This window comes from Thermostichus sp. MS-CIW-41 (assembly GCF_054058915.1).
Genome location: NZ_JBSSBO010000006.1, coordinates 28,783 through 44,973 on the forward strand (window position 1 = coordinate 28,783; position 16,191 = coordinate 44,973).

The window sequence follows — 16,191 nt, forward strand, 5'->3', positions numbered from 1 at the left end:
TCCTCTGCCCTGATGGGGCCGCGATTTTGCCCTCTATGCTAGCTGATCTCCTCAGGGATCCCTTGCGCAGAAACCTCTTCAGGGCTGTAAGTTTGCAGGGCCAAAGCATGAATGCTCCGCCCCATGTGTTCTGCCAGAGCGGCATACACCAGGCGATGTCGCTGTAGGGTCGTTTTGCCGACAAACGAAGGCGACACTACTTGAACTCGGTAGTGCCCTCCTGTCCCGCCCCCGTGGCCGATGTGCAGGTGGGACTCATCCTCCACCTGCACATGAAGAGCCTGCAGCTTCTCCATCAGGTGCTGCCGAAGGTAGTCGGGGGTAAGCATGGCAACCCCTCTGGATGAGATGGGATCCCTTAAGATTGAGCCGTGGCCTTGGCAAAGGCTGCCTCGACCAGCGGACGCAGCTCGTTGCGGGCGTGCATCTCTTGGATGATGTCGCAACCGCCCACAAACTCCCCATCAATATAAATCTGCGGGATAGTAGGCCAGTTGGAAAACTCTTTAATCCCCTGGCGGATCTCAGGATCCTCGAGTACGTTAATCGCCGTGTAGGGGAAGCCCAAACTATCCAGCACACGAACGGCGGCATAGGAAAACCCACATTGGGGCATTTCCGGGGTGCCCTTCATGTAGATGAGCACCTTGTGGGTGCGGATTTGCTCACGGATTTTCTCTTCCAAAAGGGGATCTAGCATGGTGTTCAGCCACTATAGCGACAACAGTCGATAGGCAAACTGGCATCCTATCGAGATCTCATTTTCGTCTACTTTTAACATGCTCGACACTTTTCCCGCGGTTGGGCCGAGAGATTCTCTCATAGACTCTGTTCTACGGACGCCACCAGCAAGCCCCATTGCCCAGGGCTGGCCCAAGCCCCCAACCTATCCAGGCAGCGACCCCAGGATCCATGTTAATTTCTACACCAACATGGTTAGCGACAGGGTCGGCGACAAACCTCAAACCCTGATTCTTCCGTTGACCCGGTCGATCCCGCTCTGGGCAAGGGTTTCAGGCCCCTCGGCGGAGAAAAACAAGGGGAAATTGCAGCCATTCGCGCCAGCGGGACGGAGTCCTTAAACGAGACCCTGTCGATCTAGGCCCCTGGATCCCGCTCTGGACAAGGGTTATAATGGGGGGGAGTTGCTTCCCTTCGGGGAAGTGGAATTAATGGAAACGCTGTAATTAAATTTCAACCCATGAAGTTTTTTGAAAAATACCTTACCGTTTGGGTCTCGCTATGCATTGCTGCAGGCATTGGTCTTGGGAAAATACTGGGGAATTCTGTTTCGGTGCTTGAAAGCTGGCAGATATATACCATCAACATTCCGGTAGCGGTGTTGGTTTGGATGATGATCTACCCGATGATGGTACAGATTGATTTTTCATCGATAGGCGGTGTTTCAAAAAATTGGAAAGGGCTGGCGCTGACAGTTACTGTAAACTGGCTGATCAAACCTTTCACCATGGCATTGTTTGGATGGATTTTCTTTAAAAATCTGTATGCTACCTGGATCACTCCGGAAGATGCAGACCAGTACCTGGCAGGCGCCATTCTGCTGGGTGCCGCACCCTGCACAGCCATGGTGTTTGTGTGGAGTTATTTGGTAAAAGGCGATGCCAATTATACGTTAATACAAGTTTCAGTCAACGATCTTATTCTGCCGGTTGCATTTGTACCCATTGTAAAATGGCTGCTGGGAGTAACCAACATACAGATACCGTATGAAGTACTGATTACTTCGGTGGTTGTTTTTGTTGTTATACCGCTAACTACGGGTTATCTGACCAATCGGATATTGCCTCAACGAAAAGGAAAGGATTGGTTTGAACAAAAATTTCTTCCGGCACTTCGTCCTGTTTCCATACTAGCATTGCTTTCAACCCTGGTTTTACTCTTTGCCTTTCAGGGCGAACACATACTGGATCATCCATACACCATTTTGTTGATAGCCATACCACTGACCATTCAAACCTACTTCATATTTTTTATAACCTGGCTGGGTGGAAAATTGCTCCGTTTATCACATCCGGTTTGTGCACCGGCTGCGATGATTGGTGCCAGTAATTTTTTTGAACTCGCAGTTGCCGTGGCCATATCACTTTTTGGTCTTAATTCAGGTGCGTCGTTAGCCACGGTGGTTGGTGTACTCATAGAAGTACCCATCATGTTATCGTTGGTAGCCATCGCTAACAGTTGGAGGTATTAAATGAAAAAAATCTTGGTTTTATGCACAGGTAATAGCTGCCGTAGTCAAATGGTACATGGTTATTTAGAAAATCTGTTACAAGGTAAAGCTCATATTTACAGTGCCGGTATTGAGATACATGGCGTAAATCCGAGAGCCATACAAATCATGAAGGAAGATGGAATTGATATCAGTCATCATACCAGCAACCATGTAAATGAATACTTAAACATACCCTTTGATTACATCATCACGGTATGTGATCATGCCAGAGAAAACTGTCCGTACATACCAGGTAATTCCATTCGCATACATCATAGTTTTTCTGATCCTGACAAAGCAACCGGAAGTGAAGAAGAAATTATGCATGCATTTCGTATGGTTCGAAATGAGATACGCACATTCTGCGAAGAATTTTCAAAGACTATCATTGCTTAATCCTAGTAAGAAAACACAAACAAAAAAGCCCCGTAACCGGGGCTTTCTGATTTATTTTACAACCATGATGCGTTGTGTTATCGCTTGTTTTCCGTCAGATATTCTAAGAAGATAAATTCCAGAAGACAATCCGTCTGTGATCAAAGTTATTTGCTGCTGAGATGGAGCAATGGTAAATTGCTGCAACACCTGACCCAGTGTTGTCATCAGTTCTCCTTTCAACGGTTCGGCAGAAGCCAATTGCAGAGCAATGGTAATCATATCAGTAGCCGGATTGGGATACACCAAAAAGTTGGAGGTATTCATCACTTCATCCAGCGAAGAACAGTTAAGTACTGTAACCGATGCAGTGGCAGTTGCTGTACATCCGTTAGTAGCTGTGGCTGTAACGGTATAGGTAGTAGTGGATGCAGGGCTTACATTGATGGAAGCAGTATTAGCACCTGTATTCCAAGTAAAACTATTACCACCAGAAGCAGTAAGATTTACAGAGCTTCCCTGACAAATAGTACCGCCACCACTTATAGTAGGTGTGGGCAAAGGATTCACCACAATACTGGCTGTTGCCGTGTTTGTTCCGTTTAAATTGCTAGCTGTTAATGTTACAGTATATGTCCCCGCTGAATTAAATGTTACAGTAGGACTGGCAGCCGTACTTGTTGAAGGAGTTCCGCCGGGGAAGGACCAGCTATAGGAAGTAGCATTGGTAGATGTATTGGTAAATGTAATACTTTGCCCTGCACAGATGTTAGTTGATGAAACATTAAAAGAAGCGCTTGGTGGTGTATTGGTTGCAGCACTAATGTTTATATCATCCAGATAAGTAACATTTCCCCATCCACTTCGCAATTGGAATCTGATTCTGGCGGCGGTTTGAGAAGCATACGGGCTTAAATCTATTGTCTTGGTTGCCCATTGTGATGGGGTAGGTACAAATGCAGTGGTCATATCAGGTGCTGTAGCCAATGGACTCGGGCCTGTATTATTACCATAAGATGCTAATCGTATCCAAGTATTGCCACAATCAGTGGTGATACTTACTATTAATGAATCAGTCGCTTCCCTTCGGGGAAGTGGAATTAATGGAAACTGGAAGGTGGAGAGGGGAGAGATGACGGATCGAGTGGTTGCTTCCCTTCGGGGAAGTGGAATTAATGGAAAAATTAATGGAAACAAACCAAGTGATCCCCTTTCACTTCCAGCCAGTGCCCACCTGGATAATCGGGGCTACGGCTGCCTCGGTCTGCTTTTAAGAGCTGGATCCCGGCTTCTACCTGTTCAAAGGTGGGGTGGTGGGGCAACACCAGGGACAAAAACTGGAACATTACCTGCCGCTGCAGAGCCAAGGGGGCAGCCCGCAAGGGATCCCGTCGCAGCCCTGGCAAAGCGGGCTCATATACCTGTGGCCATAGCTGAGCTGCTTGAGCTACCACCAGCTCATGTTCTGCTTGCAGCAGTGTGGCAGCCCGATTCAGGGCCGCTTCCAGTTGCGGGTTGAAGTGCTGTTTCAAGTAAGGCATCACCTCCAGGCGGAGACGGTTGCGGCCATGGGCCAGATCTTGGTTGCTGCGATCCGGCCAGACCGGCAATTGGTGCTGTTGGCAAAATTGTTCGGTTTCCCAACGGTATAGACCCAGCAGGGGTCGCACCACCTGGGCAGAGGTGGGATCCCGGTCGTCTAGGTGCCGCTGCCAATCCAGGCTGCTCAGCCCGGCGGCTCCTGTTCCCCGCAACAAGTTCCACAAAAACGTCTCTGCTCGATCCGTGGCCGTATGCCCCATCACCACGGCGCTGCAATCCCAGATGCGGGCCCATTTGTCCAGTTGTTGGTAGCGCCAAGCCCTGGCCCCTGCCTCATCTCGGCGGATGGGATCCGCAGTCTCAACAGCATGAGGTAGTCCCTGCTGCTGCAGCCACCCCTGCAAAAAGCGGGCACACTCCGTTTCATCTGCCGACCAGCGGTGATCACAATGCAGAACAAATATCTGCCAGCCCCAGCGAGGCTGCAAATCCCGCAAGATCTGGAGCAGGCAAAAAGAATCTTGCCCGCCCGAAAAAGCCACCAGCAGTCGCTGGCCAGGGTGAAGAAGTTGCTGCTGCCGAATGGCGCACTGTACCCGCAGGTGGAGAGGAGAGAGCCTGGCCACAGCTTGCTATTGCTCACGTACAACCCAGACCCTACCTGCCGCTATGGGATCCCTTAGGCAAGAGCCCGGGTCAGATGAGAGGCCACCGCCTGCACAGCAGCAATGCTGCGTTCGTAGGCCATTCGGGTCGGCCCCAGCAAGGTGACGGTGCCCAGAGGAGCCGAGCGACGGTGGTAAGTGGAGGCGATAACCGTGCAGTGGTGCAGAGACTCCAGTGGATTCTCGCTGCCAATGTAGATGATCACCGGGGTCTTGCGGGCAGACTGTCCCGACTCCTGATCCATCTCCGTTGAGCTCGGCAGAGAGGGCAAACCCCCATCGGCAAAATGGAGCCCAATCATCCCCTGAAGTTGCTTGGCTCCCTCCTCGATCAACTGCATCACTGCCTGCACCTGCCGGGCCTGGGAAAACTCCGGCTGACGCATCAACTCGGCCATACCGGCACTGAACACCTGCCCCAGAGAGGGCTGTAGACAGCGTTGCACCACCGAGCGCAGCAGTTGCTGGAGCCAATGGCCGTAGGTACGAAATTCTTCATCCAGTTTCAGCCAGCTCAGATCCTGCAACTCGGCAAAGGTTTTGCCCCGCAGCTTCAGGGTGAGAAAGTTGCTGAGCAATTGCAATTCATCTTCCAAATCCTCTCGGGAGTCGCTGGGCCAGTCGGGGGGGCTGACCAGAGCTGAATGGGTTTGATAGGAGTCGGTTACCACCAACACCATCACCCGCCCTGGCGCTACCGACACCAACTGCACATGATGAATGGCTACCACCGGCCCCTGAGGAGGAGTGATGAGAGCAATGCAACCGCTCAGATGGGCCAAAAGCTGAGCTACCCTTTGCAGGAGGCTGTCTAGGTCGTCTCCCAGCTCACGGCCAAGCTGATCCATCAACTGTTGCAGAGCGGGATGGGGATCCGGCTGAGGAGCATCGTGAGGGATCCCACCGCTGTTGGCGGAGGTCAACAAATCGTTGACATAAACCCGATAGCCAAAGTCGGAGGGAACCCGACCCGCAGAGGTGTGGGGTTGAAACAGCAATCCCACTTGCTCAAGGGTGGCCAGGTCGTTACGAATGGTGGCCGTGCTCACCCCAAAGTTATAGGACTGGGCCAAGGTTTTGGAACCGACAGGTTCAGCCGTCGCAATGTAGCTGCGCACCGTCGCCCAGAGAATCTTCCGCTGGCGGGGAGTCAGTTCGAGTTTCATAGCCGATCAAAAGAACCCAGTCAACGCCTATCAAAGGAAACTGTTAATACAGAGCCGGTAAATTGCTCCAGGATAAACCAACTCAGAGCTGAGATAGGAATCCAGACAGACTTTTACATCTTCTAATCTATATGCATCTATTGTTACTCTTTATATAGCGGGTTGCCTAGGAAGGAAGTTGCAAAACCCGATGTCGGAAGAGGTTGAGACTGCTGCTTGTGCAGGAGAGAGTGAAATCTCTTGTAGCCTGGGCTCCCCTTTTTTGCCCAGAGGTGGTAGAAGATGAACTACGGCTAGCCACCTTGTTGCGTAGCAACAGTCCGCTGCGCCAAGACTGGGGACTTCTGCGCATGAGTTCGGTCAACTCTAGGCCAACTGGGCCTGCTGCTGTCCTCTTTGTATCCTTTTTTATCTTTGAGGTTGCCCCATGTACTTATCCCCCCAGGAGAAAGACAAGTTGTTGATCTACCTGGCTGCCCAGTTGGCTCGGGATCGGCGGCAGCGGGGCCTCAAACTCAATTACCCTGAGGCGGTGGCCTACTTGAGCGCAGCAGTCTTGGAAGGGGCGCGGGAGGGGAAAACAGTCGCCCAATTGATGAGCGAGGGGCTGACGTGGCTGACCCGCGAGGACGTGATGCCCGGGATCCCAGAGATGATCCCGGAAATTCAAGTGGAGGCTACTTTCCCCGACGGAACCAAGCTGGTTACCCTACACCACCCCATTCGCTAGGGATCCCCCAGATGCTCCAAAGACCCAGAGACTTCAGGAGGTCGTCCCCATGGCTCGCCAATCCAGAACCAACCCTGCTGCCAACGCAGAGCCGGCCCTGATCCCAGGGGAACTGTTGCTGGCAGAGGATCCCATCCAAGCCAACGTCGGACGGGCCACCGTGACCCTGGAGGTTACCAACCGAGGGGATCGGCCCATTCAGGTGGGATCCCATTTTCACTTTTTTGAGGTGAACCGAGCCCTGGTTTTCAATCGCGCCGCCAGCTTTGGCATGCGCCTCAACATCCCTTCCGGCAACGCAGTGCGTTTTGAGCCAGGGCAAACCCATCGGGTAACGCTGGTGGCTTTGGGGGGCAAGGGGTTGGTGCATGGCTTCAATCGGCTCACGGAGGGCACGATACGCTCCGCTGCCCAGAAGCGGCTGGCTCTGGCCCGATTGCAGGAGTGGCTGGGTGAAGCAGCCAATCCCTAGGGAGTACCGCCCCCCCAAGTGTGCAGCTTTGGGCAGCGGTGTCAAGGCTCAACCCCATCCCCGTCTCTGCTCAGATTCAGGACAGTAGGGCTATCCTATTTCTGATACATTTACGCTGAACACTGCTGAACATCACTGTTCAACTATGCAGCGATAGCATTCTGTTTGTTTCCAACCAGAATGGCGGTATCCCGCAAAGCTTTGAGTAGAATACCCAAAGCGCAGTTTCCGTGTCGTCTTACTACCAATTTTCTGCTTTGCTTTGGCTACCATGTTGGCAGACTCGAAAGTAAACAGAAAGATCAACTGGTAGTAATCCGTACTGAACATATTATACATTATTTTCAGTATAGTTGAGCTTATTATTGACTAGAGTCATGCTCCTCTAGGAGCTGACAGATGTCAGAGCGCGAGACTGTCTTGTGGATGTGGGTGCAAGGCTTGGGGCTAAATCTTTCTGGGTTGGCGCTGTTGGCAGCAGCAGGCGCCGCCTTTGGGCCTCTCAGTTGGACAGGTGCAACGGTGGCGGTGATGTTGAAGCTCATTGGGGATAGCCAACTGGTGCGGGGCTACTGGCTCTGGCAAAGCCAGCGGCAACAGAAGGGATCCCAGCCCGTCAGCTCAGCAGCGGCAGTGCTCCACAGTCAAGCTTGAGACATTGCCCGGCACTTGTCCGGTCTCCGACTCGAGAATGCCAACGCGACCACCCCTACTCCCTTCTGGCACTGGCAAGCCTCACTGTACAAGCCTCACTGTAAATGAGCCACAGTCACTCCAGTACCGCCGTCTTCGGGATCAGCGGCTGAAAAACGCTGAACGCGCGGGTGATTTTGGAGATAAGCCTGGACGCCGGCTTTCAGGCGCCCTGTGCCGTGGCCGTGGATGATCCAAACCGGGCCGGGAGGAGCTTGGGCAAAGTGCTGTTCCAGAATGGCCTCAGCATCAGCAACGGTTTTCCCCCTCAGATCGAGGGTGTTCTGGCTGGTGCGCAGGTTCAGGGGAGCGGTGGCTGCAGGGGAGGGAGGTGGGGCTTTGGGGCGTTGGCGTTGCTTAGCCTGGTGTTCGTCAATGGGATCCAACTGCCCCCGTGGCACTGTGAATTTGAGGATGCCGCTGCGCACCACATACACATCCCCTTCGATGGCGATCACTTCCCCCGTCTGACCCAAGCCTCTCAGCCGCACCCGATCTCCCACCTCTGGCACAAACTCCATATCCACAGGCGGCGGTGGGGGAGAGTAGCGCTGCTGGATTTGCGCCAGCTCGGCAGTAATGCGTTGGGGATCCTCTCCCTGCTGCAATTTGCGGATGGCGGCAGCCACTTCCTGACGGGCAGCAGCCAACAGGGCTTGTAGTTCTTGGTTTTGCTTCTGCTCCAGCCGGGCTTCTCGCTCGGCGATTTGGCGGCTACGCTGTTGCATTTGTTGATATAGGCTCTCCAGCTCTCGATGCAGGGATCCCACCTGGGCCGCCCGCTCTTCCAATTGAGCCCGCTGCGCTTCCAGGCCGGCAATGACCCTATCCACCTGGCTTTCCCCTTGCAGGTGCCGCTGGGCCCGCCGCAGAATCTCTGGATCCAACTGCAGCCGTTGGGCAATGGCCAAGGCGTTGGAGCGGCCTGGGATCCCCCACAAGAGGCGATAGGTGGGGGCCAGGGTGACCTCGTCGAACTCCACTGAGGCATTTTCAAAGCCGGGATGTTGGTATTTCAGGGCCTTTAGCTCGCCGTAGTGGGTGGTAGCCAGGGTGAGCAGTGCCCTTTCCGAGAGGTACTCCAACAGCCCAGCCGCCAGGGCAGCTCCTTCGGTGGGATCCGTGCCCGCCCCCACCTCATCCAACAGGACAAGGGCCGGCTCTGGAGTGGACTGCAGGGCCTGTACCATGCGGCTGATGCGGCGGATGTGCCCCGAAAAGGTGGAGAGATTTTGTTGCAGCGATTGTTCGTCCCCAATGTCGGCGTAAACCCCGTCGAACCAAGGCAGTTGGGGCGGATCTTGAGCCGGCAGGAAGATCCCCGCCTTGGCCATGAGCACCAACAGCCCTAGGGTTTTCAAGGCAACGGTTTTGCCGCCGGTGTTGGGGCCGGTGATGACTACGACCCGAATCGAGTCCGAGAGGGTAAAGTCGATAGGGACAACGGCAGAACCTTGACCCTCCGAAGGGGCGGCGGCGCGGGACTGCCAGAGCAGCAGAGGGTGCTTGGCCTGACGCAGGCGCAATCCTGCCGAGACAAACTGGGGACGATTGCCCTCCAGCCAGAGGCTGTAGCGACCCCGAGCCAGAGCCACATCCAACCCCACCATCACCCCCTGCAGATGCTCCAGATCGGTGGCCACGGCTGCCACCTGAGCCGAGAGCGCGGCCAAGATCCGCTCTTCCTCCGCCTGAATCTGAGCTTGGGTTTCTCGCCAGCGGTTGCCCAGTTCCACCACAGCGTAGGGCTCCACATAGAGGGTGGCTCCACTGGCAGAGCTGTCGTGCACAAGGCCGCGGATGAGATCCCGATGGGTGGCCTTCACCATCAGGACAAACCGCCCCTGCCGCTGGCCAATCAGGGTATCCTGCAGCGCCTGGGGATACTGGCTCATCAATTGTTGCAGCTGCTCTTGGATCTGGCTGCGTTGCCGCCGCTGCTGCTGGCGCAGATCCGCAAGGGTAGGGCTGGCGCTGTCCCGCACCTCACCATGCTCCTCCAGGCAGCGGAAGATCTCCTGCTCCAGCTCCGGGTAGGTGCGCAGGTTGCTCACCCAGGCCTGCAGGTGGGGCAGATGGTCATGATCATCGATCAGGCGGCGGATGCGGCGGGCTGCCCCCAGAGTTGTAGCGATCTGCACCAGCTCTTCCCCGCTCAGGATCCCCCCCCGTTCGGCCCGTTCCAAAGCCGGCAGCAAGTTGTGGATCCCTGCCATAGAAAGTCCCCCGGCCTGTGTGCGATCGAGGCGGATCGCTTCCTCAGTCTGATCGAGGTAGGCTTCGCTATCGGCGCGGCTCTGCCAGGGATCCAGCTCTAGGCAGGCACGACGGCCCAAGGGTGTGGCCGCAAAGGTGGCCAAGTGTTGACAGAGGCGGGGCCACTCCAACAATTCCAAAGTTTCTTGCCCTTCGTCTTGGCGGGCCGTAGGCCCTGGGGAGGGATCGGGCTTGGAAAAGACTGGCAGCGGGTGCAAGGTGGGGACGGTGGGCATTAACCATTCAGCGATGCAAAGAACCCTGGAGACGCAGTTGCTTCATCTCCTGCAAAAACTGCTGTTGATACTTGAGGAAGGCAGTGTGCCACTCGCGGAAGCGACGTTCGCCATCCCGCACCAGCATCTGGCGGTACTGCTCTGAGTTGAGACGGGGCTGAGCAAAAGATGGGTTCATAGGGATCGGGGACGCTCTCCATCCTATTGTGGCAGGCTCTGGGTCGGCTTCCACAGATAGCTTTTGGTGAGAGGGGCACGCTGATAATGGCGCCGTTGTCTCACGCGCTGCCTCTGGTGATCTTCCCAAGAAGCTGAGCTCACCGAAAAACTGGGTTCAAAGCCCCGCCCTACCGCTGTGGGGTTCGCCTTGGGTGTCCTGTGGAGGGTGGAAGTGAGCTGCATTCACGGCCAAACTGAACCTCACAAGCCTGCCATACTGAAGGAAGTTGCTGCACTCAAAACACTCAAGATCCGTGCAAGATCCGTGCGCAAACGAGTCACCCTCATTTTCCCCCGCCATTTGGTGAATGTGCCTCTCACCTATCGGTTGGCCAAAGACTTCGATGTGGCTGCCAATATCGTGCGCGCCAGGGTAGCCCCCAACGAAGTGGGCACTTTGGTGGTGGAGCTGTCAGGGGATATCGACCAGGTGGAAGCAGGATTGGAATGGGTACAGTCTTTGGGCATTGAGGTGACTGAACGGGCCAAGGAAATTCAAATCGACCCAGACTTGTGCGTGGACTGTGGATTGTGTACGGGAGTTTGCCCAACCGAGGCCCTGAAGATTTCTGCTCCCAGCTGGAAGCTGGAGTTCTCTCGCAACCGCTGTGTCATGTGCGAACAGTGTGTTGCCACCTGCCCCGTTGGGGCGATCAGCACCAGCTTGTAGTCAGTTTGTGGTCAGTTGGCTGAGTTACGAACTCCCCCAAGCTGACAAATCCCTTTACAATCCTGTTAGATTTGTTGGACATAGGTCTAGCTGCGGAGCGCACTCGACATGGCTTCTACTACATCGTTGATTGGGTTAACTTATGCCGGTTTGGCTGTTCTCTATTTGCTGGTGCTGCCTCTGTTGTCTCTGCTGTACGTGGACAAACGCTGGACTTCAGGCAGTGCTTGGGAAAAGGTGCTGATGTTTTTCTTGGTCTTGTTTTTCTTTCCCGGCATGGTGCTCTTGGCTCCCTTCATGACGTTTCGGCCCAAGCCTCGGTCGCTGTAAGGTCAGCCGTTTGTCGATCCACTGAGCCATGCGCAGATTGGACGTTCTTGGCATAGGCTTGGCCCTGCTGCTGGGGGGAGGGATCCTCTACGGCCTGCTGCTTTGGGCGGGCTTGGATACGGGGGCCGCGCAGCAGATATCGAGCGTGGTGCTTCTATTGGCCTGCTTGGGGTGGACTTTTGGCTACCTGAAGCGGGTGCTGCGTGGGGAAATGACCCTGAAGGCTCAATGGGCCAGCTTCGAGACCCAGCAGATTCAAGAGAGGCTCCGCTCCCTCTCCCCAGAAGAGTTGCAGGCCCTGCAAGCTGAATTGGAAAGCGAGAAAGAAGGGATCCCAGATTGAATTGAGCAAGACAAACGTTGAGGCCGTCGGACAGGCCGCACCCAGAAATTGGCTGTCGGCTGCTGGGGATCCAGGTTTAAGGGTATGGAGCGTCGGGCTTAAACCGCAACACTTGTATATCTGTATATCCGGTTACCATTTGCTTCCCCTAAGAATGCTACATTACGCCCCGCACAAGATTCTGGCGTACGACGGATTATTAAGTGGTGCAAGCCTTTGCCTTTCCTTCTACTCGCATATCTCCATCCACTGTGAGAAAAACCATACTGCTAGCTCAGGGCCAGCCCTCGCAAATTCATCTCTGGAAGTTGGCGCTGGAGTCTCAGGGGCACTCTGTGGTGCCGATTTCCCCACGTGAAGATCTGCTGGAGGCGGCAACAAGCCAGCCTCTGGATTTGGATCTGATGGTGGTGGACATGACGACGGGGCTGTTTAACCCCTATGCCTTTTGTCGAGAGTGTCAAAGCAAGCTGCCCAACATCCCTGTGATCCTGACTCATCACCCCCGCCGCCACATCGAGCCCGCAGAGCGGCGCTGGGCAATCTACCAGGGGGCAGCAGATGTGATCCCTGGCTTGGCGGAGGCCGGCGACCTTCTCCACTCCCTCGAACGGATTTACGAGGCTGCCAGGTGGTTTTTGCCTATTGACACGGAGGCGCTCCACAGGGCTCTGAAGCAAGCGGGCTTATGGCCGGCGGAGGTCAGCCGTACATCTTCTTCCACCCCTCCCCCGCAGCCGAGCGCCCACTCTCCCACCGCCCCTCCACAACCCATCACCGCGGAAGGGGATCCAGGGCAAAAAGACTTGACCCCGCAGGTGAAGTACCGACTGATGTACCGGGGTCGCCCTGTCGATTGAGGTACTCGTTCCAACCTGCCGTCACTCGTTTTTCCTCGTAGCTTCTCGTAGCTTCTTGCCCTGCCAGGGTTGAGCTGCCGATTGGCAACGAGCAGGATGCAATCGCTGCAGCCCCGGGCAGCAGTGTATGGCTTCGCCGTGCAAGCTACCCGTCTTGTTCAGCGTCAATGTATCAGCGAAGTCTGCTGGCAGAAATTGTGGAATGGATCACCTGGCCAGCAGAGGGGCCTGCAGAACTGATAGAGTTTTGGCACCTCTGCCTTCCCATTGCCCATGACCAAGCCCAAAGCCGGGATCCTCTACAACGACGCCAAACCCGCCGCCAAACGCAGCAGCGAAACCCTAGCCCGCTGGTTTCAGGAGCAGGGCTGGGAAGTCTGTGTGGCCCCCAACTGGGGCGGTATCCTCGGTTATGCCAAGCCCGACAGCCCCATCTGCCTGACCAAAGTAGATAGCCTGGCCCCGGCTGGATTTGATCAAACCATGAAGTTTGCGGTGGTGTTGGGGGGAGATGGCACCGTCTTGGCAGCAGCACGGCAACTGGCCCCCAAAGGGATCCCCTTGTTGGCGGTGAATACGGGCCATCTGGGCTTTCTGACGGAGACCTACCTTCCTCACCTAGAAGAGGCAGCCAGTGCCGCCATTGCCGGGGAATACACCCTGGATCGCCGCAGCATGTTGCTGGTGCAAGCCTACCGAGGGCAAGAATTGCGCTGGGAGGTCTTGAGCTTAAACGAGATGGTGTTGCACCGCGAGCCTTTGACCAGCATGTGCCACTTCGAGATCACCATCGGGGATCACTCACCTCTGGATGTGGCTGCCGACGGAGTCATCTTGGCTACTCCCACCGGCTCGACGGCCTATGCCCTCTCGGCGGGTGGGCCGGTGATCACACCGGGGGTGCCGGTTTTGCAGCTGATTCCCATCTGCCCCCATTCCATGGCGTCGCGGGCCTTGGTCTTCCCCGATTCGGAGGAGGTATGGATTAGCCCCGTTACCCCTCAGCCACTGGTTTTGGTGGTAGATGGAAATGCCGGCTGCTACATCATGCCGGAAGACCAGATTCGGGTGGTACGTGCCCCCTATTGGACAGATTTGATGCGCCTGCGCCGACCGGAATTTTTCCGGGTTATGCGAGAGAAGTTGGGGTGGGGACTGCCCCACGCTTCCAAGCCCACGTCGGTGGAGTTGCCTTAACTTTGCCGAGGCAGGACAAGCCATAGCTGCAAAATGGCCAATGCCCTTAACAACTCCACCCCTCTGTCGCTATGATGGTTAGGCTCGGAAGCGGATGTGGCGGAATTGGTATACGCGCACGTTTGAGGGGCGTGTGGCTTTGCCTTGCGAGTTCGAGTCTCGCCATCCGCATTACGCAATTAGTACGCGTTATTCATTAGTCCCTCTCCCAGAGAGGGAGAGGGGAAGCTGGCTTCGGCCTTTGGCACTATTCCCGAACGGCACCCTGCAGGCGTGCGCCCCAGGTGCGAGCAAAGCGCAGGTCAGCCCCAACCAGGTTGGCGTCGCGTAGATCGGCCCCCCGCAAGTCGGCGCCGTACAGGGATGCAGAAGAGAGATCGGCCCCCCGCAGGTTGGCCCCCCGCAAGTCTGCCCCCTCCAGGTAAGCGCCACTCAGGTTGGCTCCCCCCAATTGAGCCCGCCGCAAATTGGCCCCCACCAGGTAAGACTGGCTGAGATCGGCGCCCGTCAAGATGGTGCGCTCCAGATTGGCCTCGATGAGATCGGAACCGCTGAAATTGGCCTCCGCCAAATCCAGATTGCTCAGCTCAATGGATCCCAGGCGGCAGTTGGGACAGGTGCGGGAAGCCATGAGGTAGCGCATAAAACAAGAGTTGTAGGTTGTGGCTGCGGCAGAGGAAGCCAAGGCTGCCGTGGCCAGTAGTGCCCAAATGGCGGGAACTTTGAGATTGAGGTTCATGGTTACCAAGCCTCACAATTTTGAAGGTTTACGTGAAGGGACACAGCAGAGGGGGATGGTTCTGCGCTGGTCACATGATAGTGGCATCTTCTGGCTTCGGCCACTCCGCAGGTCTGTCTGGCCCACCTGATAGCAGGCTCTCTCAGGGCGGGATGACGTTTGGAGTCCTATCGTCCCGAAGCTGCCGGGCCGTTGCCAACACTGGGAAGGGGTGGATCTTTGAGCAGCGGCTGCACCCAATGCCAAGACAGTTGCCCCAACCCCACCAAAACCCCGAGTATTGCCGAGGAAGTCAGGACGCGATCCCAGCGGATTTCCCGCCAGCCGGCAGGGCTGGTTGTTGGCCTTCTTGGGTTGAGTTTCTCGGCAACAGGAAGCGGGCGATGGCGCAAAAAGTGCCCACAGCGACGACAGCGATAATCGGAGTTGGAGTTGAGCCAGTAGCAAGCTGGGCAGCGAAGCATGGGAAGGCCAGGGATCCCCTAGTGAAATGATCCCATTTTGAGGGGGGCGAGCAGTTGCCGTGAGCTATGAGAACCCCATTAGGGATCCCTCCAGTTGGCTTGAGAGGGATCCACTTTGCCTACACTCCCCTGGATTGTGGGCGGGGTTTGGGGCATCTTTGAGGAAGTAGCCTGTGCGCTGCGGCAGCCGGGATCCCTGTCGGTTGGAGAGAATCAGCCCTACAGAATCAGTAAGCATTGATCAGCAGCCCTGTGCCGGCCCTATGCAGATCTACTTAGAAAACATCTGTAAGCGCTATGGCCGCCGTGAGGTGGTGAGCGACGTTAGCCTGAACATTCAGCAGGGGGAAATCGTGGGGCTCCTGGGCCCCAATGGGGCGGGGAAAACCACCACGTTCTACATCATGACTGGCCTGATCCAGCCCAACCGCGGCCATGTCTGGTTGGATGACCAAGACATCACCCACCTGCCCATGCATCGCCGGGCCCAATTGGGGATCGGCTACCTGGCCCAGGAGCCGAGTATTTTTCGTCGCCTCAGCATCCAAGACAACCTGCTGCTGATCATGGAGCAAACGGGGGTGCCTCGCCGCCTCTGGCAGCAGCGGCTCAACCAACTGCTGGAGGAGTTTCGCATCGCCCACGTGGCCCACAGCCTGGGCCTGCAGGTATCGGGGGGGGAGCGTCGCCGAGCGGAGATCGCCCGTGCCTTGGCCGCTGGGATCCACGGGCCGAAATTTCTGCTGCTGGATGAGCCCTTTGCGGGGGTGGATCCCATCGCGGTGGCGGATATTCAGGAGGTGGTGGCCAAGCTCAAGCAACGGGGCATCGGTGTTTTGATTACTGACCACAACGTGCGGGAGACGCTGGAGATCACCGACCGGGCCTATATCCTCAACGACGGGGCCATTTTGGCCAAGGGCACGGCGGCGGAGCTGGCGGCGGATCCCTTGGTGCGCAAGTATTACCTGGGGGAGAAGTTCCGTCTCTAGGGCAGCTCC

General features: G+C 55.9%; 21 protein-coding genes, 1 tRNA gene and 1 pseudogene. 12 read left to right on the top strand and 11 right to left on the bottom strand.

The annotated features are described in order from the left end of the window. Positions 1-38: 38 nt before the first annotated feature. The gene (locus ACVWXE_RS03090; protein WP_414329320.1) at positions 39-329 is read right to left on the bottom strand and encodes a BolA family protein; all 291 of its coding nucleotides are present in this window, start codon (positions 327-329) and stop codon (positions 39-41) included. A 29-nt stretch (positions 330-358) separates the two neighbouring features. Continuing rightward, complete coding sequence (grxD, locus tag ACVWXE_RS03095; RefSeq protein ID WP_011433932.1) at positions 359-700, bottom strand: Grx4 family monothiol glutaredoxin; 342 nt, start codon at positions 698-700, stop codon at positions 359-361. Positions 701-1,201: 501 nt separating this feature from the next. Here grxD and arsB point away from each other — a divergent pair. Both arsB and ACVWXE_RS03105 read left to right on the top strand, forming a co-directional pair. Then, entirely contained in the window at positions 1,202-2,212 is a 1,011-nt protein-coding gene (gene arsB, locus ACVWXE_RS03100) for an ACR3 family arsenite efflux transporter (RefSeq protein ID WP_414328751.1), read from the top strand. Then, entirely contained in the window at positions 2,213-2,629 is a 417-nt protein-coding gene (locus tag ACVWXE_RS03105) for an arsenate reductase ArsC (RefSeq protein ID WP_011433934.1), read from the top strand. Between the two features lie 51 nt (positions 2,630-2,680). Here the strand turns inward: ACVWXE_RS03105 and ACVWXE_RS03110 are convergent, their stop codons facing one another. From ACVWXE_RS03110 to hrcA, 3 genes are all read right to left on the bottom strand, one after another. Then, complete coding sequence (locus ACVWXE_RS03110) at positions 2,681-3,577, bottom strand: T9SS type A sorting domain-containing protein (RefSeq protein WP_414357574.1); 897 nt, start codon at positions 3,575-3,577, stop codon at positions 2,681-2,683. A 215-nt stretch (positions 3,578-3,792) separates the two neighbouring features. Continuing rightward, positions 3,793-4,776, bottom strand: a complete 984-nt coding sequence (gene tilS, locus ACVWXE_RS03115; RefSeq protein WP_457489564.1) for a tRNA lysidine(34) synthetase TilS — start codon at positions 4,774-4,776, stop codon at positions 3,793-3,795. Positions 4,777-4,829: 53 nt separating this feature from the next. Then, entirely contained in the window at positions 4,830-5,981 is a 1,152-nt protein-coding gene (gene hrcA, locus ACVWXE_RS03120) for a heat-inducible transcriptional repressor HrcA (protein ID WP_414344420.1), read from the bottom strand. Positions 5,982-6,408: 427 nt separating this feature from the next. Here hrcA and ACVWXE_RS03125 point away from each other — a divergent pair, with 427 nt between their 5' ends. Beyond that, on the top strand, positions 6,409-6,711 hold the full coding sequence (locus tag ACVWXE_RS03125) for an urease subunit gamma (RefSeq protein ID WP_011433938.1): 303 nt from the start codon (positions 6,409-6,411) through the stop codon (positions 6,709-6,711). A 49-nt stretch (positions 6,712-6,760) separates the two neighbouring features. Further along, the gene (locus ACVWXE_RS03130) at positions 6,761-7,183 is read left to right on the top strand and encodes an urease subunit beta (RefSeq protein ID WP_457489565.1); all 423 of its coding nucleotides are present in this window, start codon (positions 6,761-6,763) and stop codon (positions 7,181-7,183) included. Between the two features lie 143 nt (positions 7,184-7,326). On the opposite strand, the pseudogene ACVWXE_RS03135 reads toward ACVWXE_RS03130, so the two are convergent. Beyond that, positions 7,327-7,510 (bottom strand): annotated as a pseudogene (locus ACVWXE_RS03135) (hypothetical protein); the annotation flags it as partial. Between the two features lie 72 nt (positions 7,511-7,582). Here ACVWXE_RS03135 and ACVWXE_RS03140 point away from each other — a divergent pair. After that, positions 7,583-7,837 carry a hypothetical protein gene (locus tag ACVWXE_RS03140; protein WP_011433939.1) on the top strand — a complete coding sequence of 85 codons (255 nt, stop codon included), beginning with the start codon at positions 7,583-7,585 and terminating at the stop codon, positions 7,835-7,837. Positions 7,838-7,932: 95 nt separating this feature from the next. Here the strand turns inward: ACVWXE_RS03140 and ACVWXE_RS03145 are convergent, their stop codons facing one another. Continuing rightward, positions 7,933-10,368, bottom strand: a complete 2,436-nt coding sequence (locus tag ACVWXE_RS03145; RefSeq protein WP_457489566.1) for an endonuclease MutS2 — start codon at positions 10,366-10,368, stop codon at positions 7,933-7,935. 7 nt (positions 10,369-10,375) lie between these two features. Then, positions 10,376-10,546, bottom strand: coding sequence for a hypothetical protein (locus ACVWXE_RS03150; RefSeq protein ID WP_187147233.1), 171 nt, complete (start codon positions 10,544-10,546; stop codon positions 10,376-10,378). Positions 10,547-10,852: 306 nt separating this feature from the next. On the opposite strand from ACVWXE_RS03150, the gene ACVWXE_RS03155 reads away from it, so the two are divergent. The 6 genes from ACVWXE_RS03155 to ACVWXE_RS03180 all read left to right on the top strand — a co-directional run bounded on the left by ACVWXE_RS03155 (position 10,853) and on the right by ACVWXE_RS03180 (position 14,158). Continuing rightward, positions 10,853-11,257 (top strand): NIL domain-containing protein, encoded by a 405-nt coding sequence (locus ACVWXE_RS03155; protein WP_414344412.1) that lies wholly within the window; start codon positions 10,853-10,855, stop codon positions 11,255-11,257. 108 nt (positions 11,258-11,365) lie between these two features. Then, a complete protein-coding gene (gene ndhL, locus ACVWXE_RS03160) occupies positions 11,366-11,587 on the top strand; it encodes an NAD(P)H-quinone oxidoreductase subunit L (protein ID WP_414331907.1) in 222 nt (73 codons plus the stop codon). 28 nt (positions 11,588-11,615) lie between these two features. Beyond that, positions 11,616-11,930, top strand: a complete 315-nt coding sequence (locus ACVWXE_RS03165) for a DUF3007 family protein (protein WP_414331908.1) — start codon at positions 11,616-11,618, stop codon at positions 11,928-11,930. A gap of 338 nt (positions 11,931-12,268) precedes the next feature. Continuing rightward, entirely contained in the window at positions 12,269-12,790 is a 522-nt protein-coding gene (locus tag ACVWXE_RS03170) for a response regulator (RefSeq protein ID WP_457398309.1), read from the top strand. 273 nt (positions 12,791-13,063) lie between these two features. Beyond that, positions 13,064-13,987: an NAD(+) kinase gene (locus ACVWXE_RS03175; protein WP_011433945.1), complete on the top strand. Its 924-nt coding sequence runs from the start codon at positions 13,064-13,066 to the stop codon at positions 13,985-13,987. Between the two features lie 90 nt (positions 13,988-14,077). After that, positions 14,078-14,158 (top strand) — tRNA-Leu (locus tag ACVWXE_RS03180). A 76-nt stretch (positions 14,159-14,234) separates the two neighbouring features. Here the strand turns inward: ACVWXE_RS03180 and ACVWXE_RS03185 are convergent. The 3 genes from ACVWXE_RS03185 to ACVWXE_RS03195 all read right to left on the bottom strand — a co-directional run bounded on the left by ACVWXE_RS03185 (position 14,235) and on the right by ACVWXE_RS03195 (position 15,428). Further along, entirely contained in the window at positions 14,235-14,726 is a 492-nt protein-coding gene (locus ACVWXE_RS03185) for a pentapeptide repeat-containing protein (RefSeq protein ID WP_041436730.1), read from the bottom strand. Between the two features lie 167 nt (positions 14,727-14,893). After that, on the bottom strand, positions 14,894-15,190 hold the full coding sequence (locus ACVWXE_RS03190) for a hypothetical protein (RefSeq protein ID WP_011433947.1): 297 nt from the start codon (positions 15,188-15,190) through the stop codon (positions 14,894-14,896). A gap of 64 nt (positions 15,191-15,254) precedes the next feature. Further along, the gene (locus tag ACVWXE_RS03195) at positions 15,255-15,428 is read right to left on the bottom strand and encodes a hypothetical protein (protein ID WP_011433948.1); all 174 of its coding nucleotides are present in this window, start codon (positions 15,426-15,428) and stop codon (positions 15,255-15,257) included. Between the two features lie 25 nt (positions 15,429-15,453). Here ACVWXE_RS03195 and lptB point away from each other — a divergent pair, with 25 nt between their 5' ends. After that, a complete protein-coding gene (lptB, locus tag ACVWXE_RS03200; protein ID WP_011433949.1) occupies positions 15,454-16,182 on the top strand; it encodes an LPS export ABC transporter ATP-binding protein in 729 nt (242 codons plus the stop codon). Positions 16,183-16,191: the final 9 nt, after the last annotated feature.